The sequence below is a fragment of the Streptomyces sp. ITFR-21 genome (assembly GCF_031844685.1).
Taxonomy (GTDB): Bacteria; Actinomycetota; Actinomycetes; order Streptomycetales; family Streptomycetaceae; genus Actinacidiphila.
Window position 1 is genome coordinate 16,594 of record NZ_CP134608.1, and the last position, 13,049, is coordinate 29,642.

21 protein-coding genes are annotated in these 13,049 nt (G+C 72.0%); 19 read left to right on the top strand and 2 right to left on the bottom strand.

Annotation, left to right across the window (positions count from 1 at the left end; all coding sequences use genetic code 11):
• The first annotated feature begins 64 nt into the window (after window positions 1-64).
• From RLT57_RS32685 to RLT57_RS32730, 10 genes are all read left to right on the top strand, one after another.
• Window positions 65-1,117: a hypothetical protein gene (locus RLT57_RS32685; RefSeq protein ID WP_311301375.1), complete on the top strand. Its 1,053-nt coding sequence runs from the start codon at window positions 65-67 to the stop codon at window positions 1,115-1,117.
• Entirely contained in the window at window positions 1,114-1,419 is a 306-nt protein-coding gene (locus RLT57_RS32690) for a hypothetical protein (RefSeq protein ID WP_311301376.1), read from the top strand. Before RLT57_RS32685 ends, RLT57_RS32690 begins: the two co-directional genes overlap by 4 nt.
• Entirely contained in the window at window positions 1,416-2,081 is a 666-nt protein-coding gene (locus RLT57_RS32695) for a nuclease-related domain-containing protein (protein WP_311301377.1), read from the top strand. The genes RLT57_RS32690 and RLT57_RS32695 overlap by 4 nt, the downstream gene beginning before the upstream one ends.
• Window positions 2,082-2,085: 4 nt before the next feature.
• Window positions 2,086-3,021 (top strand): hypothetical protein, encoded by a 936-nt coding sequence (locus tag RLT57_RS32700; RefSeq protein WP_311301378.1) that lies wholly within the window; start codon window positions 2,086-2,088, stop codon window positions 3,019-3,021.
• Window positions 3,022-3,058: 37 nt separating this feature from the next.
• The gene (locus RLT57_RS32705) at window positions 3,059-3,469 is read left to right on the top strand and encodes a hypothetical protein (protein ID WP_311301379.1); all 411 of its coding nucleotides are present in this window, start codon (window positions 3,059-3,061) and stop codon (window positions 3,467-3,469) included.
• Window positions 3,466-4,737 carry a hypothetical protein gene (locus tag RLT57_RS32710; protein ID WP_311301380.1) on the top strand — a complete coding sequence of 424 codons (1,272 nt, stop codon included), beginning with the start codon at window positions 3,466-3,468 and terminating at the stop codon, window positions 4,735-4,737. Before RLT57_RS32705 ends, RLT57_RS32710 begins: the two co-directional genes overlap by 4 nt.
• Before the next feature lie 25 nt (window positions 4,738-4,762).
• Entirely contained in the window at window positions 4,763-4,960 is a 198-nt protein-coding gene (locus tag RLT57_RS32715) for a hypothetical protein (RefSeq protein ID WP_311301381.1), read from the top strand.
• Window positions 4,961-5,083: 123 nt separating this feature from the next.
• Entirely contained in the window at window positions 5,084-5,224 is a 141-nt protein-coding gene (locus tag RLT57_RS32720) for a hypothetical protein (protein WP_311301382.1), read from the top strand.
• Between the two features lie 45 nt (window positions 5,225-5,269).
• Window positions 5,270-5,500 carry a hypothetical protein gene (locus RLT57_RS32725; protein ID WP_311301383.1) on the top strand — a complete coding sequence of 77 codons (231 nt, stop codon included), beginning with the start codon at window positions 5,270-5,272 and terminating at the stop codon, window positions 5,498-5,500.
• On the top strand, window positions 5,493-5,870 hold the full coding sequence (locus RLT57_RS32730; protein WP_311301384.1) for a hypothetical protein: 378 nt from the start codon (window positions 5,493-5,495) through the stop codon (window positions 5,868-5,870). The genes RLT57_RS32725 and RLT57_RS32730 overlap by 8 nt, the downstream gene beginning before the upstream one ends.
• Window positions 5,871-5,908: 38 nt before the next feature.
• On the opposite strand, the gene RLT57_RS32735 is transcribed toward RLT57_RS32730, so the two are convergent.
• Entirely contained in the window at window positions 5,909-6,409 is a 501-nt protein-coding gene (locus RLT57_RS32735) for a hypothetical protein (protein WP_311301385.1), read from the bottom strand.
• A 156-nt stretch (window positions 6,410-6,565) separates the two neighbouring features.
• On the opposite strand from RLT57_RS32735, the gene RLT57_RS32740 reads away from it, so the two are divergent.
• The 7 genes from RLT57_RS32740 (at window position 6,566) to RLT57_RS32770 (ending at window position 11,528) form a co-directional block, all read left to right on the top strand.
• Window positions 6,566-7,258 (top strand): hypothetical protein, encoded by a 693-nt coding sequence (locus RLT57_RS32740; protein ID WP_311301386.1) that lies wholly within the window; start codon window positions 6,566-6,568, stop codon window positions 7,256-7,258.
• Window positions 7,259-7,325: 67 nt separating this feature from the next.
• Window positions 7,326-7,838 (top strand): hypothetical protein, encoded by a 513-nt coding sequence (locus tag RLT57_RS32745; protein ID WP_311301387.1) that lies wholly within the window; start codon window positions 7,326-7,328, stop codon window positions 7,836-7,838.
• 198 nt (window positions 7,839-8,036) lie between these two features.
• Window positions 8,037-8,399 carry a hypothetical protein gene (locus tag RLT57_RS32750; RefSeq protein WP_311301388.1) on the top strand — a complete coding sequence of 121 codons (363 nt, stop codon included), beginning with the start codon at window positions 8,037-8,039 and terminating at the stop codon, window positions 8,397-8,399.
• A gap of 20 nt (window positions 8,400-8,419) precedes the next feature.
• Window positions 8,420-9,079 (top strand): hypothetical protein, encoded by a 660-nt coding sequence (locus tag RLT57_RS32755; protein ID WP_311301389.1) that lies wholly within the window; start codon window positions 8,420-8,422, stop codon window positions 9,077-9,079.
• Window positions 9,080-9,101: 22 nt separating this feature from the next.
• A complete protein-coding gene (locus RLT57_RS32760; protein WP_311301390.1) occupies window positions 9,102-9,869 on the top strand; it encodes a protein phosphatase 2C domain-containing protein in 768 nt (255 codons plus the stop codon).
• 165 nt (window positions 9,870-10,034) lie between these two features.
• Entirely contained in the window at window positions 10,035-11,180 is a 1,146-nt protein-coding gene (locus tag RLT57_RS32765; RefSeq protein ID WP_311301391.1) for a hypothetical protein, read from the top strand.
• Window positions 11,181-11,231: 51 nt separating this feature from the next.
• Window positions 11,232-11,528, top strand: a complete 297-nt coding sequence (locus tag RLT57_RS32770; protein ID WP_311301392.1) for a hypothetical protein — start codon at window positions 11,232-11,234, stop codon at window positions 11,526-11,528.
• Window positions 11,529-11,599: 71 nt separating this feature from the next.
• On the opposite strand, the gene RLT57_RS32775 is transcribed toward RLT57_RS32770, so the two are convergent.
• Window positions 11,600-12,154 (bottom strand): hypothetical protein, encoded by a 555-nt coding sequence (locus RLT57_RS32775; RefSeq protein ID WP_311301393.1) that lies wholly within the window; start codon window positions 12,152-12,154, stop codon window positions 11,600-11,602.
• Window positions 12,155-12,334: 180 nt separating this feature from the next.
• Between RLT57_RS32775 and RLT57_RS32780 the strand changes: the two genes are divergently transcribed.
• Both RLT57_RS32780 and RLT57_RS32785 read left to right on the top strand, forming a co-directional pair.
• Window positions 12,335-12,649: a hypothetical protein gene (locus RLT57_RS32780; RefSeq protein WP_311301394.1), complete on the top strand. Its 315-nt coding sequence runs from the start codon at window positions 12,335-12,337 to the stop codon at window positions 12,647-12,649.
• 105 nt (window positions 12,650-12,754) lie between these two features.
• A complete protein-coding gene (locus tag RLT57_RS32785) occupies window positions 12,755-13,024 on the top strand; it encodes a hypothetical protein (protein ID WP_311301395.1) in 270 nt (89 codons plus the stop codon).
• Window positions 13,025-13,049: the final 25 nt, after the last annotated feature.

Here is a 13,049-nt window from a genome sequence, read left to right on the forward strand (position 1 = left end):
CGTCGACCGGGCCGGGCCCGGCCCGGCCCCTGACCAGTTCCACCGAGTGCGAAGGGCGCACCAGATGAGCACAGAGACCCCCGAGCAGGAGCCCCGCATCCCGGGCGTGAAGTACCGCAAGGTGACCCGTCACCGCCAGGTGACGACCGTGCTGGAAGGCATCCCCTCCACGCGCGAGGTCCCGTACGACGCGTGGGAGCCGGTCCCTCCGAAGGAGTGGGACGAGTTGATCCTCCGCGGCATCACCACCGTGGCGGTCGCCTTCACCGTGATCGCCGTCGTGGCCACCACCGCCAGCGTTGGCGGCCTGCTGTCCCGGATGCTCGTGTCGCCCGTGGCGTACGGCATGGGCGTGGTCTTCACCCTGTCCTGGGTGTGCTGCCTCGGGATCGAGTGGCTCAACCGCATCAGCCCGGAGCGCGCCCGCCCCGCCCGTACCGCCGGGTGGGCCACCCTGCTGCTGAGCATGGGCGCCGTCGCCCTCTACGGCCACACGATGGGCCAGCCGGAGGCCGGCGTCGTCGGGGCCTGCATCGACATGGTGACCAAGGGCTCGTGGTGGCTGCTCATCCGCCACCACGCCGTGCCGCTGGACGAGGGCATCGCCCACTGGGTCACCGAGCGGGAGCAGGAGCTTGCCAGTCGGGAGCTGCTGAGTGCCCGCCTGCTGCGCCTCAACCGCCGCTCGGCCTATCAGCGCGCGGTCGGCGGCCCGGAGGTCCAGGCCGCTGCCTCGATCCTCAGCAACGCGCAGGCCAACCGCAGGCTGCACGCCACGCCCCCGGAGGCGACGACATTGGCGCCCGCCGCTCCGGCGGCTCCTGCTCACCCGACCGCCCCGCCGGTCGTCCCTCCTGCTACGGCCCCGGCCGAGACCCCGGCCGCCCCGGCAGACGCGGAGCACCAGGCCCCGGTACCGCCGGTCGCCGAGATCACCCGCCCGTCAATCGCCGTGATCGTCCGCAATGGGATCAAGGCCGACGCAACGGTCAGCGACGCGGATCTGCACGCCGCCGTCCTGGCGGCTGGCCACCCCGACCGCTCCAGCCTGGCCGACACCGTTCGGCGCTCCGCCCAGCGTGAAGACCCGAGCCGAAAGAACCGGAAGACCTCATGACCCATGACCTCCCGAATGAGGCTGAGGCTCTGGCCGCCGCAGCCGAGCAAGGTACTCACGACCTGTCCCAGGTTTTGAAGCTAATCGCCACGCTTTCCACGGCCGATCTGGCTGACGCTCTGACCGCTGTGGCCGAGAAAGGCGAGCGGGATCTGAAGGACGTCCTGAGCCATCCCGCCGAGAAACCCTACGAAGATGTCACCGGGATCATCACCTCGGCGATCGCGCAGGGCGATCTTCTACTGGTCGAGATCCTTAGTGCCCTAGCGGACGAGAAGCCGAGCCAAGCGGGGCCATCATGACCCTCGCGCTCGTCCTCGCCGTGGCCGGCGCCGTTTTCTGGTACCGCCACAACCGGAACGGGCGTCGGCCCGGTGCCGGCGCCTCCGGCATTGCCCGTGCCCGCAAGCTCCGCACCCCGCTCGTCCGGCTCGCCTCGCTGCTGGGCATCAGCACCGCGCGCGGACGTCTGGCCGACCGATCTGACATCGGCGCGGCAGGAGAACAGGCCACCGCCCTCCTCCTGGACCCGCTCCGCACCCTCGGCTGGACCGTCCTCCACGACCGCGCGCTGCCGACCGGCCGCGCCAACGTGGATCACCTGGTCGTCAGCCGCAGCGGCGTTGTGTTCGTCGTGGACAGCAAGCAGTGGGACCGGCGGTTCCGCGTGCGCGTCGTCGGCGGCCGACTCCTCCACGGCAACCGGGACGTGACGGGCCGTCTGCGCGGCCTGCGCCACGAGGCCGACACCGTCGCCCGCGTCCTGGACTGCGCCGTCGTGCGGGTCGTCGCCATGCACGGCGCCCCCGTCGAGGGCGGGGAGCTGCTGGTCGAGGGCGTGCGCATCGTCCCTGCCAGCCGCGTCTCCGCGGTGCTGCGCAGCATCGGCCGCCGCCGCGCCGCCGCCGGCACGCACCAGGGCGACCGCGCCACCGCCCTGTTCCCGCCGCACGGAAGGCGCTGACCCGATGGACCTGCGACCGTCCAGGCTGCTCCAGCGCCTCCAGGACGCCGCGCGGCCCGCCGAGGACGAAGACCCCTCCGGCGAGGCCCCGGCGGAGGACCGTGCGTTCCGCGTGCGCGACGTCTTCCAGGTCCGGCGACCGGCCGACCCCGAGCCGGAGCCGGAGGCCGCCGCCCCGGCCGTGCCCCCTGTGCCGGCTGAGCCGCCGGCCGTCCCGCCCGCCCGGAAGGGCCGAGAGGTCACCGGAGGCGGGCACCACGTCCCGAACTGGTGGGACCAGGACAAGACGCTGCGGGTCTCCACGGATCCGGCCGGGACCGACAAGGTGAAGTGGATCAACGGCGTCCCGCACTACACCGTGTGCGCGCACCCCGCCCCGCACGAGGTGCGGAACAGCGTCACGGGTCAGCTCCTCGCCTTCTGGTGCGCCGCCTGTGAGACACAGCTTCCCGTCCCGGACGACTACGACGAGCTCCAGGACGTCACCGAGGAGGACGCGGAGGAAGGCGAGGAGGACGCGGAGGGGGACGACACCGTCCCGCCGGCCATCCGCCGCCGCTGGTCCGTCAAGGGCTCCGGCAAGACGACGTATGGGCGTCCGGTCTACGCCAAGTCGTCCGACGAGCGGAAGAAGTCCCTGCACGAGGCGTGGACCGGCCGATCGAAGAAGCAGCGGCACCTGTTCTACAACGGGGCGGCCCTGGGTCTCGGCTTCGCGGTGGGTGCGCCCCAGTTCTTCACGGCCGAGGTCGCCCACCTGGTGACCACCTACCACTCCTGGACCGCGCCCTACGTCTTCGTCTGGTACTTCGCAGCCGGCTCCATCTGGGCCCTGGACTACAAGGCGCGCGACTGGCTCCCCCCGCTGGCCTTCCTCGCCCGCGTCCCCCTCGTCTCGATGATCATCGGCGCGCTGCTGTACGGCACTCCCACCATCTGACGGCCCCTGACCCACCAGAACGGAAGCAGACGCAGCTATGAACAACTTCCTGGGCTCGCCCCTGGGCACAGCCGGACTCGCGGGCGCCCTGACCGTGATCATCTGGTTCGGCACGCAGCCCGGCGGCAGGCTGAAGCCGCTCGGGTGGGGGATGGCCCTGTTCCTGTCGATGGTGGCCGGGTCGGAGTACCGAAATGCCGGACCCCCGTTCAACCTGGTCTCCAGCCTCGTCAACGACGGCATCCGGATGTTCGGCCAGACCTTCCCGAACTACTCGATGGCCGGGCTCGCGCTGACGATGGCCGCGATCATGGCGTACAAGAAGTTGACGACACGGCAGGTGGCCATGTGGGGCATCGTGTTCTGGTACGTCGCGGCTGGCGCCGGGGGCGAGTGGACGGTCATCGCCGACAAGATCGCCGTTATCGCCTCGAACCTCGCGTCATGAGCGGCCACCTAGACGACAGCGACGACGCGGGCAGGTGGCCGATCCCCGTCCACAGCGCCTTGCCCGTGCAGACCGCCCCCGCCCCGCTGACGCCTCCGGCCGCCCCAGCAGCCGACGACGAGACGGGGGAGGAGGAGCACCCCGCGGCCGAGGACGACGGCGCAGACGACGAGCAGCCCGCCGGGCACCACGGCTTCACCCTGCCGGACCTGCGCCCGTACTACGACATCCGCCCGCTCGCCGAACTCGGCCCGTTCGCCGTCCAGGTCACCAAGCACACCGCCCCGCCGCTGCTCCGCCTCCTCGGCCGCTTCCTCCGCAACCTCGGCCGGATGCTCGCCTGGTACGCCCGGGGGATCAGCGTGCTGCTCGCCCTCGCCGCAGCCTGGCTCAGCGGCGCTATCGGCAAGCAGGGCAGCGTCGGCGCCCGCCTGGCCGGCGCCGGGTTCGTCCTGTACTCCGCGTACAAGTTGTCCACGGAGTACCCGGCGGCCCCGTACGTGATCCTCGCCCTGGTCCTCGCCGGCGTCGTCCTGGCCGCCCGAGGCGACATCAAGGCGCCGGAGCAGAAAGCCCCAGCGAAGAAGGGCGCGAAGGACGGCAAGGCCAAGCCGAAGGGGAAGGCGGCCGGGAAGGCTTCCGCGCAGACCGAGGAGTCCCCCGTCGACGTCGAGGAGGAGGCCCCCGCCGACAAGCCGCGGCCGGGTCTGCTCGCCCGGCCCGCCGCCCGCCGCCCGACCCCCGCGGCGGCCACCTCCGCGCAATCCCCCGTCGAGTCCTCGGCGGAGGCCGGTGAAGAGGACGACGAGGAGGCCGACGAGGCCCCCGCCGAGGACCCTCTGACCGCGCTCATTCGGAAGGAAATCGGGGGTGAGAACGGGGTGCATTTGAAGGACCTCCGGCCGGCCATGCGGAGGGCGCTCCCGGCCCTCTCCGAGGCCACCGACGAGGAGCTGCGCGCCACCCTCGTCCGGGCCGGGTATGACCCCTCCAAGAAGTTCCGCGCGAGGGGGGTCGCCGGCCGCGCCGGAGTGCCCCGCACACAGCTCCCGCCACTGCCCTCCCCAGGGGATGCTCCTGGGCCCCTCGTAGACCACTCTCCGGGGGGCGGAGACCGGCTCCCACCTGCAAACTCTTCGGCAAGCGGAGAGCCGCGGAGAGGGGCCGGAGAGTGGACGGCGGAGGACCTGGCCCGCGGCTGGCGCTGGGTGCCTGACCCCAATGGGCACCCGACCGCCTGGCAAATCGAGCATCATGGGGATAAGTGATCTGAAACTGACGGAGGGTAAGGCGATGAGCCACCAGCACCCCGCAGGGCGCCAGCACCACGCCGCGGCGCCGCACAGCTGCCACGGTTGCTGTCACTGCGCCGCCCAGGACGAGCAGCCGCCGGAGCCGTTCCGGTTCAGCGACGTGCCCCCGATTCAGTGGATCGTCGGCGGCGCGCTGTTCCTGTTCTTCGCCGTAGCGATCTTGATCCGGAGCACGTAGCCCGGCTCTACCCCACCCCCGTACGCGTCACGACCGAGGGCCGCACACGAACCGTGTGCGGCCCTCGGCGCGTCCGGCGGTTGTACGCTTCCCCGCCCCGGGGGCTCGGTGAGAGGCGGCGGCATGGCAGGTACGACGGCGTTCGTGTGGGTGCTCCTCGGCGGGTGCGGGGTGGCGGTCGTCGCCGTGGTCGCGCGGGCGAAGGTGGACATCGCCCGAATCAAGTCCAAGGCGGCGGAGCGCGAGCCGGGGCAGCGCGGCTGACCGCGCCGCGATCCGGCGGGGGCGCCGGACGGCATCATGGTCACCATGACCGCACCCAGCCCGGCGCCCGTCGCGGACCCCCGCGTCGCGCCGCTCGTCTCCCTCGTGCACACCCTGATCGGCGAGTACGTCAGCATGGCCTCGACCGTCGCCGGTCACCTTCCCGAGGGGGACAAGAAGGCGTTCGGCGCCCACGTCCAGCAGGTCACCGTCGAGGTGAAAGCGGCCATCACCGAGATTGGCGCGCAGACGCCACAGGGGCGCCCCGGTGAATGACGACGACTTCGACGCCCTGACGCGCGAGCACTTCGCCCGGCCCGAGATCGCCGCGCAGATGACCGCCGACCTCCTCGCGGCCCGGCGGGCAGCGGAACGCCCGGAGCCGCCGCCGGTGACGACCATGCCCATGCCGGAGTTCCTGCGGACGCGGATCGCCGGTCAGATCGCCCGCTATCGCTGTCCGCGCGGGTGCGGCTGGTTCCACGACGAGCCGACCGACCCCGGGCCGCTGGGCCTCATCGTCGCTATCGAGCCCGGCCAGGACAGCATCGGCGAGATGATCAGCCTCAACGCGGAGGCGAGGAGCCTGGCCTACCAGGCGCGCGTCGAGGCGGCGATCGACGAGCACTACGCCGAATCCCACTGACCGCCCGTCAGTCCTCCTCTGCGGCCTGCTGACCCGGGTCAGTCGCGGATCGAGCGCACCGTCGGCTTCCGCAGCGGCGGGACGTTGAACTCCTGGGCGATCGTGCGGACGGTCACCTCTGTCCACGGGGTGTGGGCGGCGACCTTGGCCTGGGAGACGCCGGACGTGCGCAGCTCGTCGGCGACTGCCTTCCGCGCGGCCAGCATTTTCTCCCCCAAGCTGTCCTCCGCCTTCTCCCACGCGGCCAGTGCGGCAGTGAACTCCGGGCTCGGCTCGTACGGCGGTGGCGTCTTCCCGGGCGTCTTCGCCGGCACCTGGTACTCGGTGGCGATGCTGCGCACGGTCTCTTCGGTCCACGGCGTGTGCTCGGCGACCCGGGCGTGCGACTGCTCGGAGACGCGCAGCTCGTCGGCGACCGCCTTGCGGGTGGCCTGCCGCTTCTTTTTGTGGGCGATCTTCTCGGCCGCCAAGGCCGCCAAGGCGTCACGCATGTGCTTGCTCGGCTCGTACGGGGGACGCGGGGGCTTCTTGGTGGCCATAGCCGGAGTATTCCACAAGTGAAGTTTCGTAAACGCGGTAGCCGTAGCGGACTTGGGGTGCCTCTACCTGCGAAAACATTTCCCAACTTGGTTTACCAAAGTCCATTTGGGTATGATGGTGATTGAACCACTCACCACCACCCGAAGGGCCACCACATGAGCCACACGCTCCCCCTCCACGAGCTGGCCGGCGTCATCCCGGTCAAGAGCGCGGCCGGTGTCCTCCCCCACTACGCACAGGGGGAAGGCGCCCCCGCCATCTGCGCCCGCCGGACCGGCGCCCGCCTCACCGAGGCCGAGCTGGCCGACGTCGAACGGTTCTGCTCCTACTGCGTGGCCGCCGCCGAGAAGCTGGCCACCGAACGCACCGCGGCCACCGAACCGGCATCCCCCCTGATCGCCGCCGCCCTGGACAACGAGGACATCGGCGCCGGCCACGACATCGGCCGGCCGGGGGACGTCGCACGCGGCTGCGCCCCGAGGCACTGCGGCAACCCGGACGTCGGCGCCGCCTTCGGCGTCCTTGACGGCCTGGCGCACGCGACGCTGACCGACCAGCACGACATCACCGACCCCGGCGACACCGACGTCCCCGTGCGCGGCTACGTGGTCGAGCCCCGCGGTCACGGCCTGGTCGCCGCCTACTGGCTGGAGCGCGGTCTGGCCCGGCGCCACGACGACGGCGTGCACGGCACCGCGCTGGAAGTCCTCGTCGACCGGTTCACCGCCGCCGGGTGGGCCGTCGAGCCGCTGCGGCCTACGTCCCGGTGCGTCTTCGCGCACCGCCCGCAGCCGGTCGCGCCCGAGGCGGCGAACCACTGGGCGCTGGCGATGCGCCCGCACGCCTGACTCACCCCCGCCGGGGCGGGCCAGGCGGCCCGCCCCCTCACACCCGAACAGCGCGAAGGAGCACGGCATGTACGAGGTCACGATCCAGCACCCCGCCTTCCGGGAGACGACGTTCACCGCGAAGGACGGCGGCGAGTTGCGCAACCTGCTCTACGGCGTGGCCCGCGCCCAGGGCGAGCAGCCCGACGACAACAACGACCTGATCTTCGAGGCCGGAGCCGTCCGCTCCCGCGCGGATATCGAAGGCGTCGGCGTGATCGAGGTCCACCGCCTGACGGTGACGGTCGCGCCCGCCGAGAACGCCTCCGACTACACGTGCGAGGGCCACGAGAGCCTGTTCCTCGGACTCGGCCAGACCGCGTACTGCGACGGCAGGTGCCGGCCCCGGCTCCGCTTCAACCGGGACTCACTGGTCAAACTGACGCTGGCGCTGGACGACGAGGAGCTGGACGAGTCCGGCGGCTGCGGCGCCTGCGGCCTGGAGGCCGACCAGATGTGCGCCGGGTGCGGGCGCTGCAACTGCGACGAGCACAGCTCCTGCGAGCGGCCGGATACCGAGCCGGCCATGTCCGGACAGTAGTCCGGACACAGGCGACGCCCCGCTCTCCCCAGGTGGAGGGCGGGGCGTCGTGCTGTTCAGCTGGGCCGCCAGATACGCATCTGAACTGCACTTTTTGCGAACTCTTTGCCGCCCCTCATTACCCAAACCGAGTTTCCAAAGTCAACTTTGGAAAGAATGAAGTTGTCACCACAAACCACCCAGTAAGCGAGGCCAGCGATGAGCGCACCGGACACCACCCCCCACCCCGCCAGGTGCCTCAAGTGCCGCAGGATCCTCCGCAACCCCAGCCCTGACGGCCTCGGCCCCAAGTGCAGGCGGATGGTGCGCCGCACCGCCCGGCTCAACCCCCCGACCGCCTACCAGCCGTACCAGATCGCCAAGGCCGTCGAACTGCTGGAGATGGGCGCGCTCGTCCCGCTCCGCGCGAACCGGATCTTCCTCGTCGTCTCCGAGGACGGCACCGAGATCCACCGCACCGCGGCCACCGGCCAGTGCAACTGCCCGGCCGGCCTGCGAGCCACCTCCCTCTGCTACCACGGCGCGGCTGCCCACCTGCTCGCCACCGCGACCGCCGCGTGACCCACGAGAGGACCGTCGAGATGAACCAGCACATGAAGGCCGCCACCCGCGCCCGCCTCCTCGCCGGCGTCATCCGGGGCCGCGCCCAGACCCACCCGCAGGGCAAGCAACTGCGCCTGACCGCCCGCCAGCTCAGCCAGGCCGCCACGGTCCTCCTCGGCCTGGGCGGCAGTCACGACATCGCCGAGCGCGCCGAGACGATCCTGTGGCGTGCCCGCACGACCGCCCCCGAGGGCTTCCCGGCCGACGTCCTCGACTACGTCTCCGCCCCGCTGACCGGCTACAACCCGGGCATGCCCGACCTGATGCCCGCCGACCCGCAGCACGCCCGCCGTGAACGCGCCCTACGCGCCCGCCTCCTGGCCGTCACCGAGGCCCGCCACCTCGACAGCGGCGACGAGGACGTGGTGCGCGCCGCGCTGACCGCCCTGCTCGACATCCACGCCGACCACGCCGAACTGGCCGCCGAAGTGGAGCTCCACGGCCGGATCGACGCGAACCCCACCGTCTACCGGCCGCACCGGGGCGCGCGCACCGCCCAGCACCTTCCCGGTCGGCTCGCGGTGTTCGACGGCGGCCAGTTGCTCGCTGAGCTGCCCGTCCCGTACGGCATCACCCCCGTGGAGATCTGGCGGCTCATCGACACCGCCCAGCCCGCCGCCGACCTCATCGCCGCCTGACCCACCACAGAACGGACTCCCCATGCGCACCTTCGCCACCGCCCAGGCCACCGGCCTCCGCTCTTTCCAGTGCGACGCCACGGCCGTCCGCACCGCGCCCAGCGGCGCCCGCGCCTTCGCCCTGCTCGACGGCATCGGCGACAGGGAATCCGTCCGCGACTGGACGCGCACCGCGGCCCGCCGCCTGGCCCGCGCCGCCTCGCGCCGGGCCGACGCGGAGGCCGGCCTGCGCCACATCTACGCCGACTACGCGGCCGACCCCGACCGGCACGACCCGGAGGTGGCCCGGTGGATGCCCTCGGCCGCCGCGGTCGTCGCCGTCCACGTGCCAGGTGAGCCGCTGCGGGTCGCCTGGTGCGGGGATGCCCGCGCGTACCTCCTCCGCCGGGGCATCGTCAGGCGGCTGACCGAGGACCACAACGCGCGCCGGGTCTACCCGCCCAACGCGCAGTACCCGCAGGGCGGCAACCGCAACAGGATCACCTCCTACCTCGGCCGCGTACTCACCGACGAGGAGGCGGTGGCGGCGTACGACCACCCGGCGATCGAGACCGCGAGCGTCACGCTGGACGGTCCTTGCCGCCTCGCCCTGCTCTCCGACGGCGCGTACGAGCCGCACCTGGAGGACGGGAACGACCTGTACGTCGAGCTGGAGCACGACCCGATCCGCCAGGTCGCCACCGAGTTCGTGGACCTCGCGGTCGAGACGTCGATCCGGCAGTCGAAGGCCGAGGACCCCGCGTGGCCCTACGCCGACAACGCGACCGTCCTGCTGGCCGACTTCGGCTGAGCCGGACACGTCCCCGGACGTGTCCGGGCGGTTGTCCGGACACCGGCCAGACAGATGACGGACAGCGCTCCGACCTGCGGATTTCTTGTCCGGACACCGGTACCTCAGCCTGTCCCCAGCATTATTCATAGTGTCCACCCACTAACCACCCGACCGGGAGACGCCATGCGCACCACCACCCCACCCAAGACCCCCACCGTGGCCATCGCGCGCATCCTGCGCAGCCTCGGCCTCGCCCAGGGCGACGACTTCCGCATCACCGGCGGCTACCGCAACTGCGAGCGGATCGGCACCTACGTCCTCGCCCTCACCCGCCACGCGGACGAGACGATCGCCGCCAACGCCGACGAGATCGAGCGCCTGGCCGACCAGGGCACGTACCCGTTCCGCGTCTCTGTGCGCTACCCGAACGGTGACCGCCCAATGACCACCGTCGCCAACTACGGCTCCCGGGTCCGCGAGGCGCCGCCCGCCCCGGCCGCCCCGTCGGCACCCGTCGAGCCCGAGCCCGCCCCCGCCGAGCCGGACGAGCTGCCGACCGGGTCCGTCGCGGAGCGCGTACTCGAGGTGGCCCGCGAGCGGGCGTGGGGCCGGAGGCGGGCCGAAGCGCTCGGCTGGTCGGCTCACCAGGCCGACCTGATGGCCGCCGCGGCGGCCGTCCAGCTCCAGTACCGCGCGGACGGCGTGCTGCGCTTCTTCCCCCAGCCCGGCTACGCGGGTCGGCGCGTCGAGCCCGGCCGGCTGCGGCCACTGGTCGACGCCGGATTCCTCGTCATCTCCGATCCGTTGGGCCCCGGGTCCAAGCGGGTCAGCGTCACCGCGGACGGCCGCGAGGCGCTGCACCTGTGGAGGACCTACCGGCCCGCCCCGGTCCCGAAGGGCCCTGCCGACCGGGAGCCGCTGCACCCGCTCCTCGGCGGGGAGCTGTCTACCAACCAGAACGCGTCCGCCCGCGAGCAGCAGCGGCTGCGCCAGGCCGAGCGCGAAGCGATGTACGCCGCCATGGACGAGGTGCACGCCTGGGAGGAGCGGGAGGAGCAGCTGTGGAACGTGTGGGCGCGGGTGCAGGGCATCACGCACCGCCTCTTCCGCAGCCGCCCCGCGGGCTGGGTGCCCACCGAGGAGGAGATCGAGCAGCACCGGATCGCGCCCGAGCTGGTCGACGAGCTGCGCGCCGAGGCCGGGTGCCCAACGCCGCGGCCGGACCTGCCGAAGCCGTCCCGGCTGAGCCCGGCCGGCACCCCGATGCCCGAGCTGACCACCGCGCCCGACGACGCCGAGCAGCTCGGCCTCTTCGGCGCCTCGTGCTGAATCGCGCGGAAGGAGCCCCTACCCTGATGAGTGACCTGAATGGAGCCCGAAATGAGTGGACCGACCCGGCTGGACATGGCCCGCAGGATGAGCGGCGGGTACGGGACCGGCGAGGGGCACGTGGGCCTCGTCGAACGGAGCGGGGAGCCCGACAAGGGCGTGGCTGGGTGCGGGATGTGCCCGGCGGACGCGGTGCTGTACTTCGTGGACTCGGCCGAGGAGAACATGCACTACGCGTGCCTGGCGCACTCCGGGGCGGTGGCCTACTCGGTGGCGGTCGCCTCGACGGCCGGCCTGGACGTGCCCGACTCGGAGCGGGGAGCCGACGACCGCCGCTGGCGGAAGTAGCCCAGCCCGACCAGCGCCCGCCTGCCGCCCGGACCGGGCAGCAGGCGGGCGCTCCTCGTTCCCCCCGGGGATCAGCCGATGGCCGCCCTGGCGGCTGCCCGGCGCCTGTTCTCGGGGGCGCGGTGACCGGCGGCGACGTCGCGGACCCGCTGCGGGGTCACCCCTAGCGGGCCGGACAGGGTCGCGGCGCTGTGCTGCGGCATGTCGAGCAGCGCGCGGACGCTGCGCTGCCTGCGGGAGCGAATCCAGGCCGTGAGACCGGGTGCGGCCTTGACCGCTTCGCCCAGGCTCCGCGCGCGCTCGACGCTCGGCTCACCGGCCAGGCCCGCGAGGTCGGCGAAGACGGCGGGAAGTTCGGGTGCAGCGACCTCGGAGGCGCGGTGGCCGCCGGCGATGTCGTGGACCCGCTGCGGGATCACCCCCAGTGGGCCGGACAGGGTCTTGGCGCTGTGCTCGGGCATGTCGAGCAGCGCCCGGACGGTGAGCCGCCTCTGCTCGCGGATCCAGGCGGCCAGGTCCGGCACGGCCTTGAGGGCGCGGCCGAGGGACTGCGCCCGCTCGACGGTGGGCTCACCGGCCAGTTCCGCGAGGGCGGCAAAGGGTGCGGGGAGTTCGGGTTGATCCATGCCACCACCGTAGTGCCCGCCCACTATGGCGCGCGTCACCCACGGCCCGGCAGTTGACCTCAAAGAACTCTGACCTGCGAAAACTTCCCCGATTTCCTCGCGTCACCCCGGTACCCCTCGGGGGATACAGCGTTAGTCATAGTGTCCACCCAATAACACCATCACCCACGGGAGAGCGACATGAACATCAAGGCCCTGATCGAGGAAATCACCCTGGTCGCCGAAGCCGGAGACGCGGAGGACGCGTTGGACCTCTCCCGTCAGCTGATCCGCCAGGGCGACGTCAAGCGCGGGATCGACGTCCGCCGGTCCGTCAGCAAGGGCGCGCTCGACCGCGACTTCCTGCGCCGGCTCGCGGTGACCGTCGCCGAGGAGGCCGTCGCACACCAGGTGTGGATGCAGCAGGAGTTCCGGTGGCTGGTCAGCGAGGGTCGCGCGCTCGGCGCACCGGCTGGCCTCATGGATGAGCTTGAGCGCCTGACGGTAGGCATCTGACCTGCAACTTTCTCCGATTTCCTGCGGTACACCCGGTACCCCAGGGGCGTTCGAAAGTTAGTCATAGTGTCCACCCAATAAGTCACAGTCCACAGGGAGCCAGCCATGGAAGCCGCCACGATCTCCGCCGTCCTCACCGCAGCAGCCGCCTCGACCTACTGGAAGCTCGTGAACCGCTCCGCGTGGACCACCGAAGTGAGCCACGGCGGCTACACCTACTACGTCGAGCTGCCCAAGAGCGATGACCTGCCCGGCCAGGCCGCCATCACCGGCCGCCTCGGCTACGGCGGCACCGAGTTCCTGTCGGTGACCGCCACGTGGGGCCAGACCTTCCCGATCGTGGACGCCGTCTTGGCGGCCAACCGCGTCCACTGACCCCCCCCGGGGCGGCGCCGACCGG

Coding starts and splice junctions, on each gene's coding strand:
- RLT57_RS32690 (WP_311301376.1), top strand. CDS start 1,114: ATGACCCATGACCTCCCGAATGAGGCTGAGGCTCTGGCCGCCGCAGCC.
- RLT57_RS32705 (WP_311301379.1), top strand. CDS start 3,059: ATGAACAACTTCCTGGGCTCGCCCCTGGGCACAGCCGGACTCGCGGGC.
- RLT57_RS32750 (WP_311301388.1), top strand. CDS start 8,037: ATGAGCGCACCGGACACCACCCCCCACCCCGCCAGGTGCCTCAAGTGC.
- RLT57_RS32700 (WP_311301378.1), top strand. CDS start 2,086: ATGGACCTGCGACCGTCCAGGCTGCTCCAGCGCCTCCAGGACGCCGCG.
- RLT57_RS32760 (WP_311301390.1), top strand. CDS start 9,102: ATGCGCACCTTCGCCACCGCCCAGGCCACCGGCCTCCGCTCTTTCCAG.
- RLT57_RS32720 (WP_311301382.1), top strand. CDS start 5,084: ATGGCAGGTACGACGGCGTTCGTGTGGGTGCTCCTCGGCGGGTGCGGG.
- RLT57_RS32745 (WP_311301387.1), top strand. CDS start 7,326: ATGTACGAGGTCACGATCCAGCACCCCGCCTTCCGGGAGACGACGTTC.
- RLT57_RS32695 (WP_311301377.1), top strand. CDS start 1,416: ATGACCCTCGCGCTCGTCCTCGCCGTGGCCGGCGCCGTTTTCTGGTAC.
- RLT57_RS32765 (WP_311301391.1), top strand. CDS start 10,035: ATGCGCACCACCACCCCACCCAAGACCCCCACCGTGGCCATCGCGCGC.
- RLT57_RS32735 (WP_311301385.1), bottom strand. CDS start 6,409: ATGGCCACCAAGAAGCCCCCGCGTCCCCCGTACGAGCCGAGCAAGCAC.
- RLT57_RS32685 (WP_311301375.1), top strand. CDS start 65: ATGAGCACAGAGACCCCCGAGCAGGAGCCCCGCATCCCGGGCGTGAAG.
- RLT57_RS32775 (WP_311301393.1), bottom strand. CDS start 12,154: ATGGATCAACCCGAACTCCCCGCACCCTTTGCCGCCCTCGCGGAACTG.
- RLT57_RS32755 (WP_311301389.1), top strand. CDS start 8,420: ATGAACCAGCACATGAAGGCCGCCACCCGCGCCCGCCTCCTCGCCGGC.
- RLT57_RS32710 (WP_311301380.1), top strand. CDS start 3,466: ATGAGCGGCCACCTAGACGACAGCGACGACGCGGGCAGGTGGCCGATC.
- RLT57_RS32725 (WP_311301383.1), top strand. CDS start 5,270: ATGACCGCACCCAGCCCGGCGCCCGTCGCGGACCCCCGCGTCGCGCCG.
- RLT57_RS32770 (WP_311301392.1), top strand. CDS start 11,232: ATGAGTGGACCGACCCGGCTGGACATGGCCCGCAGGATGAGCGGCGGG.
- RLT57_RS32740 (WP_311301386.1), top strand. CDS start 6,566: ATGAGCCACACGCTCCCCCTCCACGAGCTGGCCGGCGTCATCCCGGTC.
- RLT57_RS32715 (WP_311301381.1), top strand. CDS start 4,763: ATGAGCCACCAGCACCCCGCAGGGCGCCAGCACCACGCCGCGGCGCCG.
- RLT57_RS32785 (WP_311301395.1), top strand. CDS start 12,755: ATGGAAGCCGCCACGATCTCCGCCGTCCTCACCGCAGCAGCCGCCTCG.
- RLT57_RS32780 (WP_311301394.1), top strand. CDS start 12,335: ATGAACATCAAGGCCCTGATCGAGGAAATCACCCTGGTCGCCGAAGCC.